This window comes from Phenylobacterium sp. (genome assembly GCF_030697305.1).
Lineage (GTDB): Bacteria > Pseudomonadota > Alphaproteobacteria > Caulobacterales > Caulobacteraceae > Phenylobacterium.
Window position 1 is genome coordinate 21,012 of the sequence record NZ_JAUYQL010000008.1, and the last position, 8,686, is coordinate 29,697.

Sequence of the window (8,686 nt, forward strand, 5' to 3'; positions counted from 1 at the left end):
CGCGTCGCTTAAAGGCCCTTGCGCCGGCAAGCCGCGGCGGTCTTCGTATGGGCCGATCAAGAGCTGGGAGATTCCATGCGTCGAGTCGTTGTCACCGGCATCGGCCTGCTCACCCCGTTGGGACAGGGAACCGAGCTGTCCTGGCAGGCGATCCTGGCCGGCAAGTCCGGGGCCGGGCGGGTCACCACCTTCGATCCCACGGACTACGCCTGTCAGGTGGCCTGCGAGGTGCCTCGCGTTGACGGGCGCGGCGGCGGCGGACCCGATGTACCGGGCAGCTTCGACCCCGATGCGACGCTGTCGCCCAAGGACCAGCGCCGCGTCGACGATTTCATCCTCTACGCCATCGCCGCCGCCGACGAGGCGGTGAAGGATTCCGGCTGGCAGCCGACCGAGGACGCCGACCGCGAACGCACCGGCGTCATCATCGGCTCGGGCATCGGCGGCCTGGCCACCATCGAGCGCACCTCCATCGAGCTGCACGAAAAGGGCCCGCGCCGGGTCAGCCCGTTCTTCATCCCCTCGGCGCTGATCAACCTGGCCTCCGGTCAGGTGTCGATCCGTCACGGATTCAAGGGACCGAACCACTCGGTGGTCACCGCCTGCGCCACCGGGGCGCACGCGGTCGGCGACGCGGCGCGGCTGATAAAGTACGGCGACGCCGAGGTGATGGTCGCCGGCGGCGCGGAAGCCGCCATCTGCCCGGTCGGCATGGCCGGCTTCATCGCCTGCCGAGCGATGTCGACCAACTTCAACGACGAACCCCAGCGCGCCTCCCGGCCATACGACAAGGACCGCGACGGCTTCGTCATGGGCGAGGGCGCCGGCGTCTTGGTGCTTGAGGAACTTGAGCACGCCAAGGCGCGCGGCGCGAAGATCTACGCCGAAGTGCTGGGCTATGGCCTGGCGGGCGACGCCTACCACATTACCGCCCCGGCCGATGACGGCGACGGCGGCTTCCGCGCCATGCAGGCGGCGATCAAGGACGCCCGCATCGACCCTTCGGACATCGACTACATCAACGCCCACGGGACCTCGACGCCGCTGGGCGACGAGATCGAGCTTGGCGCGGTGACGCGGCTGCTGGGCCAGGCGGCCGGCAAGGTCACCATGTCATCCACCAAGTCGGCGACCGGGCACCTGCTGGGCGCGGCGGGCGCCATCGAAGCGGCCTTCGTCTGCCTGGCTATCCGCGATCAGATCGCGCCGCCGACGATCAACCTCGAGAACCCGTCGGTGGAGACTCCGATCGACCTGGCGGCCAACAAGGCCAAGCCGATGTCGATCGAGATCGCCATGTCGAACTCGTTCGGGTTCGGCGGCACCAACGCCTCCGTGGTCTTCAAGAAGTTCTCGTGAGCCGCGGCCCGGCCCGTTCCCGATCCTCTGGCGGCCTCTCGCCGATGCGCCGGATGGTGGTCATGGCGGGTGCGGCCGGCGCCACCCTGGCGATTCTCGCGCTGCTGCTGCTGGGATGGGCGGCCTGGTCGTACAACGGCCCCGGCCCCAAGGCTAAGGCCGGGAACGAGACGACCGTCATCCTGCGCCGCGGCGCAGGTCTGTCGGAGATCGGGGCGGCGCTGGAGCGCGCCGGCGTTGTGCGCTCCAGCTCGATCTTCCTGGCGTCCGCGCAGGTGACCGGCGCGGCGCGCGAGCTAAAGGCGGGCGAGTACAATTTCGCCTCCAAGGCCTCGATGGCGACCGTGCTGGACGACATCCGCAACGGCCGCGTGGTGCGCCACTTCATCACCATCCCCGAGGGCTTCACCGCCGAAATGGTGGCCGAGGCCCTGTCCAGTGAGGCCTCGCTGACTGGCGATGCGGCGACGCCGCCGGAGGGTGCGGTGCTGCCCGACACCTACCAGTTCGAGCGAGGCGACGATCGCGCCGCCGTGCTTAAGCGGATGATGGACGCGCGCGACCAGGTGCTGGCCTCGCTGTGGTCCAAGCGCCGGCCCGACCTGCCGTTCTCGACGCCCGAACAGGCGATCATCCTGGCCTCGGTCGTCGAGAAGGAAACCGGCGTCGCCAGCGAGCGGCCCCGCGTCGCCGCGGTGTTCGTCAATCGGCTCAAGTCCGGCATGCGGCTGGAGAGCGATCCGACGATCATCTACGGCATCTCGCGCGGGAAGCCTCTGGGGCGCGGGATCCGGCTGTCGGAGCTGACCTCGCCGTCGCCCTACAACACCTACATGATCGACGGCCTGCCGCCGACGGCGATCGCCAATCCTGGGCGCGCCGCGATCGCTGCGGTGCTGGACCCGCCGCAGACCAGCGAACTGTTCTTCGTCGCCGACGGGACGGGCGGCCACGTCTTCGCCTCGACCTATGAGGAGCACCGCCGCAACGTCGAGCGCTGGCGTGCACTGGAGAAGGCGCAGCCTGCGCCCACGGCCAAGGCCAAGCCCTGATGGCCTTGTCGGGGATGACCGGCTTTGGCCGCACCGAGGGCGCCGCGGGCGACTGGAGCTGGGCTGTGGAGGCGCGCTCGGTCAATGGCCGCAATCTCGACGTGCGTTATCGCGGTCCATCCGGCTTCGAAAGCCTAGAGCGGGCCGCGCGCGAGGGCGCCCAGAGCCGCTTCCAGCGCGGCCAGCTCACGCTCAACGTCCAGGCCAAACGCGCCGACAGCGGCGCACAGGTGCAGATCAACACCGACCTGCTGGCGCTCTATGCGGCGGCGGGCGCCGACCTGGTTGCAGCGGGGCGCGCGGAAAAGCCGCGCCTGGACGGCCTGCTGGCTTTGCGCGGGGTGATCGAGGCCGCCGACGCCGTGGATACCCCTGAGGCTCAGGCCGCGCTCGAGGCGGCTGTCGCAATCTCCCTAGGTGGCGCCCTGGACGCGCTCGCCGTGGCGCGCAGCGAGGAGGGCGCGGCCCTCACGGGCGTGCTCACGGGGCTGGTCGACCGGATCGAGGCGTTGGTCGAGGCGGCGACAGCCCAGGCTGGCGAGCAGCCCCTGGTGCTGAAAGAGCGGTTCGTCCGGCGCATGGCCGAACTGGTCGGCGATCCGGCCGGCCTGGAAGACCGCATCGCCCAGGAAGCCGCCGCGCTGGCGGTGAAAGCCGACGTGCGCGAGGAACTGGACCGACTGATCGGACACGTGGGAGCTGCGCGCACGCTGATCGCCGGCGACGGCGCGGCGGGACGCAGGCTGGATTTCCTGACGCAGGAGTTCATGCGTGAGGCCAATACCCTGTGCTCAAAATCGGCGATGAGCGCGCTCACCGTGATCGGCCTCGACCTGAAGGCGGTGATCGAGCAGTTCCGCGAGCAGGTGCAGAATGTCGAATGAGGCCCATCGTCGGCGCGGCCTGATGCTGTTGATCTCCAGCCCGTCCGGGGCCGGCAAGACCTCGCTCTCGCGCCGACTGGTGGCCGACCATGCCGATCTGGCGCTATCGATCTCGGCGACCACCCGCCAGCCCCGGCCCGGCGAGGAAAACGGCCGCGAGTATCTTTTCGTCGACCGCGCCGGCTTCGACGCCATGGTCGAGGCCGGCGAGTTCCTGGAGTGGGCCAACGTTCACGAGCATCGCTACGGCAGTCCGCGCACCCCGATCATGGCCGCCCTCGATAAAGGTCGTGACGTGCTGTTCGACATCGACTGGCAGGGTGCGGCCCAGATCAACGAGCATGCTCCAGACGACTGCGTGCGGGTGTTCATTCTCCCGCCGTCGATGGCCGACCTGTCGCGGCGGCTGCACGCGCGCGCCCAGGACCATGAGGACGTCATCCAGCGCCGGCTGGGCCGCGCCTATGACGAGATCGCCCAGTGGGGCGTCTACGACTACGTGATCATCAACGAGGACTTCGACCGCGCCTACGCAGAGCTGGCCCACATCTACCATGCCGAGCGACTGCGCCGGGCCCGCAACCCATGGCTAAAGACCTTCGTCCAGACCCTGCTGGACGAACGGCTCTAGCTCGAGAAACGGTCCAGGACGAACGGGCTCCATTCTCCGCTCACCCCGGCGAATGCCGGGGCCCAGATCAAAGGGCTCTGAACTGGGTTCGACAGGCGTGGTTGGCCTAATCGGTGATCTGCGTTTCCCGATCTGGACCCCGGCATTCGCCGGGGCGAGCGGAGCTGGTTGCGAGGTCTTCGCATCAAGGGCAAGCTGCGCCTTATCCAGGGACCGGCGCGATTGTTCTACACCTACCTACTCGCGAGCAAACGGAACGGCACGCTTTACGCCGGTTCCACCGACGATTTGGCGCATCGAATCTACGAGCACCGAGAGAAAGCAAGGGTCGGCTTCACGGCTCGATACGGCGTCAATGTCCTGGTCTGGTTCGAAGCGCACGAAAGCCGCGAAGCCGCGTTCCGGCGTGAGCGCCGCATCAAGGAGTGGCGCCGGTCTTGGAAGTTGCTGTTGATTGAAGACGCCAACCCAACTTGGCGCGATCTCTACGACGACCTGTTGAACTTGCTCTAAGCGCCTACTCCTCCATGACGCGGTCGGAGGAGGCGCTAGTCCGCCGTGTAGACCACCCGGCCGTCGACCAGGGTCATGCGCACCGCGCCCTGCAGCCTGCGTCCGTCGAACGGCGAGTTCTTGGACTTTGACAGCAGCTTGTCGGCGTCGATCAGCACCGGGGCGTTCAGATCACACAGCACTAGGTCGGCGGGAGCGCCCTTCGCCAGCCGACCGGCGGAAAGTCCGATCAAGTCGGCCGGCGCCTGGGTCACCGTACGGATCAGGTCGATCAGTGGGATGCGGCCGTCATGGTGGAAGGCAAGCAGCGCCGGCAACAGGGTTTGCAGGCCAACCGCGCCGGGCGCGGCTTCGTCATATGGCAGGCGCTTGTCCTCGGCCGGGGCGGGGGCGTGCGCGCTGACCACGATCGGCACCAGGCCGCTGGCCAGCGCCTCGATCAGCGCCTGTCGGTCGTCCTCGCCGCGCAACGGCGGGTCCAGCTTGCAGAAGGTGCGGTAGTCGCCGATGTCCAGCTCGTTGAACGTCAGATGATTGATGGAGGTGGTTGCGGTGACCGCGAGGCCCCTCGCGCGACCTCTCTCCAGGCTCTCCAGCGCGCACGCCGTGGTCACCTGGTCGACCAGCAGGCGCGCGCCGGTGAGCTCCACCAGCGCCAGGTCGCGCTCTAGCATGATCTTCTCGGCGATCGGCGGCGTGCTGGGCAGGCCGCGGCGTCCGGCGAACTCGCCCTCGCTGGCTGCGGCGCCCGCCGACAGCCACGGATCGGCGGGCCGGTGGGCGACCAGCACGCCGAAGCTTGCGGCGTATGACAGCACCCGGCGCATCACCTTGGAATCCACGATCGAGCGGTCGGCGTCGGTGACGTAGACGCAGCCGGCCTCCGCCAGCAGGCCGATCTCGGCCATCCGTTCGCCGCGGGCGCCCTTGGTCGCGGCGCCGGCCGGATAGACGTGGACCATCTCGATGTCGCGGGTGCGGCGCAGGATGAAGTCGGCTACCGATGGGTCGTCGATCACCGGGTCGGTGTCGGGCTGCACCACGATGGAGGTGACCCCGCCGGCCGCAGCCGCGAAGGCCGCTGACTTCAGCGTCTCCTTGGTCTCCGCGCCGGGTTCGCCAGTCTTCACCCGCAGGTCGACGAGGCCCGGAGCCAGCATCGCGCCGACGCCGTCGATCACCTGCAGGTCGCCCGACAATGCGCCCGGGTCCGAACCCTGGAACACTTCGGCGATCACGCCGTCGCGCACGATCAGCGCCCCAGGACCGTCCCAGCCGCTGGCCGGGTCGACCAGCCGCACATTGGTGAGGGCGATCGGGCGCGCACTCATCGATCATTGTCCAGGCGTGCAGCCAGGGACGCCAGCACCGCCATGCGGGCGGCGACGCCCATCTCCACCTGGTCCTGGATCAGGCTGACGGCCAGGTCGTCGGCGACGTCGGAATCGATCTCCACGCCGCGGTTCATCGGGCCGGGATGCATGACCCGCACATGCGGTGCGGCGAACGCCAGCTTCTCGCGGTCCAGGCCGAAGAAGCGGAAATACTCGCGCTGCGACGGCGCGAGGACGCCGTCCATGCGCTCCATCTGCAGGCGCAGCATCATCACCACGTCGCAGCCGGCGATGCCCTTGCGCATGTCGTGGAACGCCTCCACGCCCCAGCGATCCACCTGCGACGGCATCAGCGTGGGCGGGCCGACGAGGCGCACCTGGGCGCCCAGCATCTGCAGCATGGCGACATTGGAGCGGGCGACACGGCTGTGCAGCACGTCGCCGCAGATCGCCACCTTCAGCCCGGCGATGTAGCCGAAGGCGCGGCGCATCGAAAGCGCGTCGAGAAGCGCCTGGGTCGGATGTTCGTGCTGGCCGTCGCCGGCGTTGATCACCGAACCCGACACCTTCTGGCTGAGCAGGCTGGCCGCGCCGGACGAGCCGTGGCGCACCACCAGCAGGTCCGGGTGCATGGCGTTCAGCGTCACCGCGGTGTCGATCAGGGTCTCACCCTTGCTGATCGAGGAGGCGCGCGGGCTCATGTTGACCACGTCGGCGCCCAGTCGCTTGCCGGCCAGCTCAAACGAGCTCTGGGTGCGGGTTGAGTTCTCGAAGAACAGGTTCATCAAGGTCAGGCCCTTGAGGAGATCGAGCTTCTTCGAGGCCTGGCGGTTGAGCGCGACGAAGCCGTCGGCGAGATCGAGGAGGGAGGCCACCTCGACTGGGTTCAGGTCCAGCACGGAGAGGAAATGGCGGCGCGGGAAGGGGAAGTTCCTTCCGAGGACCTCGTTGAGCCCGGGCGCCTGCATCGTCATCGAGGTCGGGTCATAGGGGGCTTCCGGGTCGAAGCCAAGCGACTGTTGCCGATGAACCGCCGGCCAGCTTCGCGGCGGCCTCCGTCGTGGAGTATACAGATGGGGCAACCGGTTGCTGGGAGCCTGTCGTGCCTGACCAAGCTGTGACGTCGCGCGCCAAGGCGCTGAGCTCCAAGATCGCCACCGGGGTCGGCCTCACGGGCGTGGGCGCTGTTACCATCGGCGCCTTGGCGCTCGGCGCTGTCGCCATCGGCACTCTGGCGATCGGACACCTCGCCATTGGCAGACTGCGCATCAAGCGATTGCACATCGATGAGCTCACCGTGCGCCGGCTCAACGTGCTCGACCCGTCGGACTGAGCGGGGCGCCGCCCTAAGGCCGCAGCCGGTCCAATGCGCCCTGCAGGATCCAGGCGGCGGCGGCCTTGTCGACCAGTTCCCCACGGCGCGCGCGCGTGACGTCGGCCTCGCTGATCAGCATGCGGTTGACCGCCATCGAACTCATCCGCTCGTCCCAGAAGGCGATCGGCAGGTCGCGCAGGCGCAGCAGGTGGCGGCCGAAGGCGCGCACCGATTGGCAGCGCGGACCTTCCGTGCCGTCCATGTTCACCGGCAGGCCGATAACCACGCCGCCCGCCTGCCGCGCATCCATCAGTTTGAACAGGGCGGCCGCATCCTCGGTGAACTTGGTCTTGCGGATCAGCGCCAGAGGGGAGGCGACCACCCGGCCGGTGTCGGAGACCGCGACGCCGATGGTCTTTTCGCCCAGGTCGAGACCGACGACGCAGGCCCGCAGCGGCAGCGCTTGGGGCAGGTCCAGGAGGTCGACGACGGGCATGGGCGGGGTGATAGCCGTGATCGGCGTCGACGCGAAGCGCCGTCGCCGATCACGTGCGGCTTGTCAAAGGGCGTCGCGGGCGGCTAACCCCTGGCCCGCGAAGTCGCAAGGAGGGCCGCATGGCCATCGACGCCGAGACGGTGCGCAAGGTCGCCCGGCTAGCCCGTATCGCCCAGCCGGAGGATCGGCTGGAGCCGCTGGCGCGCGAGCTCTCCGGCATCATGGCCTGGATCGAGCAGCTCAATGAGGTGGACACCGACGGCGTCGAGCCGATGACCTCGGCCGAGGCCACCGTCCTGCCGATGCGCGACGACGTGGTCACCGAGGGCGGCGACGCGGCGCGCGTGCTGGCCAATGCGCCGAAGTCGGTGGACGGCTTCTTCGTGGTCCCCAAGGTGGTGGAATAGATGAGCGAGCTCACGTCACTCACGCTGAAGACCGCGCTCGAGGGCCTCGACGCCAAGCGGTTCTCCGCCACTGAGCTCACCCAGGCGCACATCGAGGCCCTGGAGTCCGCGCGCGCGCTGAACGCGTATGTGCTGGAAACGCCCGACAAGGCGATGGACATGGCGCGCGCTTCCGACGCGCGCCGCGCCAGCGGCGATGCTGGCCGGTTGGACGGCGCGCCGCTTGGCGTCAAGGACCTGTTCTGCACCGAGGGCGTGCGCTCGACGGCCTGCTCGCGGATCATCGGCGACTTCATCCCGCAGTACGAATCCACCGTCACCGCGAATCTATGGCGCGACGGGGCGGTGATGTTGGGCAAGCTGAACATGGACGAATTCGCCATGGGCTCGTCCAACGAGAGTTCGGCGTTCGGACCGGTGGTCAATCCGTGGCGCGCCGACGGCGGCAACACCAAGCTGACGCCCGGCGGTTCGTCCGGCGGTTCGGCGACGGCGGTGGCGGCGCAGCTCTGCCTGGGAGCCACGGCCACCGACACCGGCGGCTCGATCCGCCAACCCGCATCGTTCACAGGGACCGTGGGGATCAAGCCGACCTACGGGCGTTGCTCGCGCTGGGGCGTGGTGGCGTTCGCCTCGTCGCTGGACCAGGCAGGCCCGATCGCGCGCACGGTCGAGGACGCCGCGATCCTGCTGAC

At 68.8% G+C, this 8,686-nt stretch carries 11 protein-coding genes; 8 read left to right on the plus strand and 3 right to left on the minus strand.

What is annotated here, in order from left to right:
* Positions 1-75: 75 nt before the first annotated feature.
* The 5 genes from fabF (at position 76) to Q8R27_RS00800 (ending at position 4,439) form a co-directional block, all read left to right on the plus strand.
* Complete coding sequence (gene fabF / locus Q8R27_RS00780; RefSeq protein WP_305697215.1) at positions 76-1,359, plus strand: beta-ketoacyl-ACP synthase II; 1,284 nt, start codon at positions 76-78, stop codon at positions 1,357-1,359.
* On the plus strand, positions 1,356-2,411 hold the full coding sequence (gene mltG, locus Q8R27_RS00785; protein ID WP_305697216.1) for an endolytic transglycosylase MltG: 1,056 nt from the start codon (positions 1,356-1,358) through the stop codon (positions 2,409-2,411). The genes fabF and mltG overlap by 4 nt, the downstream gene beginning before the upstream one ends.
* On the plus strand, positions 2,411-3,295 hold the full coding sequence (locus Q8R27_RS00790; RefSeq protein WP_305697217.1) for a YicC/YloC family endoribonuclease: 885 nt from the start codon (positions 2,411-2,413) through the stop codon (positions 3,293-3,295). The genes mltG and Q8R27_RS00790 overlap by 1 nt, the downstream gene beginning before the upstream one ends.
* A complete protein-coding gene (gene gmk / locus Q8R27_RS00795) occupies positions 3,285-3,926 on the plus strand; it encodes a guanylate kinase (RefSeq protein ID WP_305697218.1) in 642 nt (213 codons plus the stop codon). The genes Q8R27_RS00790 and gmk overlap by 11 nt, the downstream gene beginning before the upstream one ends.
* A gap of 222 nt (positions 3,927-4,148) precedes the next feature.
* Positions 4,149-4,439: a GIY-YIG nuclease family protein gene (locus Q8R27_RS00800; RefSeq protein WP_305697219.1), complete on the plus strand. Its 291-nt coding sequence runs from the start codon at positions 4,149-4,151 to the stop codon at positions 4,437-4,439.
* 35 nt (positions 4,440-4,474) lie between these two features.
* Here the strand turns inward: Q8R27_RS00800 and pyrC are convergent, their stop codons facing one another.
* Complete coding sequence (gene pyrC / locus Q8R27_RS00805) at positions 4,475-5,770, minus strand: dihydroorotase (RefSeq protein ID WP_305697220.1); 1,296 nt, start codon at positions 5,768-5,770, stop codon at positions 4,475-4,477.
* Entirely contained in the window at positions 5,767-6,747 is a 981-nt protein-coding gene (locus tag Q8R27_RS00810) for an aspartate carbamoyltransferase catalytic subunit (RefSeq protein ID WP_305697221.1), read from the minus strand. The genes pyrC and Q8R27_RS00810 overlap by 4 nt, the downstream gene beginning before the upstream one ends.
* 128 nt (positions 6,748-6,875) lie before the next feature.
* Here Q8R27_RS00810 and Q8R27_RS00815 point away from each other — a divergent pair, with 128 nt between their 5' ends.
* On the plus strand, positions 6,876-7,106 hold the full coding sequence (locus tag Q8R27_RS00815; protein ID WP_305697222.1) for a hypothetical protein: 231 nt from the start codon (positions 6,876-6,878) through the stop codon (positions 7,104-7,106).
* A gap of 13 nt (positions 7,107-7,119) precedes the next feature.
* On the opposite strand, the gene ruvX is transcribed toward Q8R27_RS00815, so the two are convergent.
* Positions 7,120-7,584 carry a Holliday junction resolvase RuvX gene (gene ruvX / locus Q8R27_RS00820; RefSeq protein ID WP_305697223.1) on the minus strand — a complete coding sequence of 155 codons (465 nt, stop codon included), beginning with the start codon at positions 7,582-7,584 and terminating at the stop codon, positions 7,120-7,122.
* 119 nt (positions 7,585-7,703) lie between these two features.
* On the opposite strand from ruvX, the gene gatC reads away from it, so the two are divergent.
* Entirely contained in the window at positions 7,704-7,991 is a 288-nt protein-coding gene (gene gatC, locus Q8R27_RS00825) for an Asp-tRNA(Asn)/Glu-tRNA(Gln) amidotransferase subunit GatC (RefSeq protein ID WP_305697224.1), read from the plus strand.
* A partial coding sequence (locus tag Q8R27_RS00830; RefSeq protein ID WP_305697225.1) for an amidase occupies positions 7,992-8,686 on the plus strand: 695 nt, incomplete at its 3' end.

Bases quoted from the DNA above. Each gene is read 5' to 3' on its own strand.
- fabF (WP_305697215.1), top strand. From the start codon at position 76: ATGCGTCGAGTCGTTGTCACCGGCATCGGCCTGCTCACCCCGTTGGGA.
- Q8R27_RS00790 (WP_305697217.1), top strand. From the start codon at position 2,411: ATGGCCTTGTCGGGGATGACCGGCTTTGGCCGCACCGAGGGCGCCGCG.
- gmk (WP_305697218.1), top strand. From the start codon at position 3,285: ATGTCGAATGAGGCCCATCGTCGGCGCGGCCTGATGCTGTTGATCTCC.
- pyrC (WP_305697220.1), bottom strand. From the start codon at position 5,770: ATGAGTGCGCGCCCGATCGCCCTCACCAATGTGCGGCTGGTCGACCCG.
- Q8R27_RS00810 (WP_305697221.1), bottom strand. From the start codon at position 6,747: ATGACGATGCAGGCGCCCGGGCTCAACGAGGTCCTCGGAAGGAACTTC.
- ruvX (WP_305697223.1), bottom strand. From the start codon at position 7,584: ATGCCCGTCGTCGACCTCCTGGACCTGCCCCAAGCGCTGCCGCTGCGG.
- gatC (WP_305697224.1), top strand. From the start codon at position 7,704: ATGGCCATCGACGCCGAGACGGTGCGCAAGGTCGCCCGGCTAGCCCGT.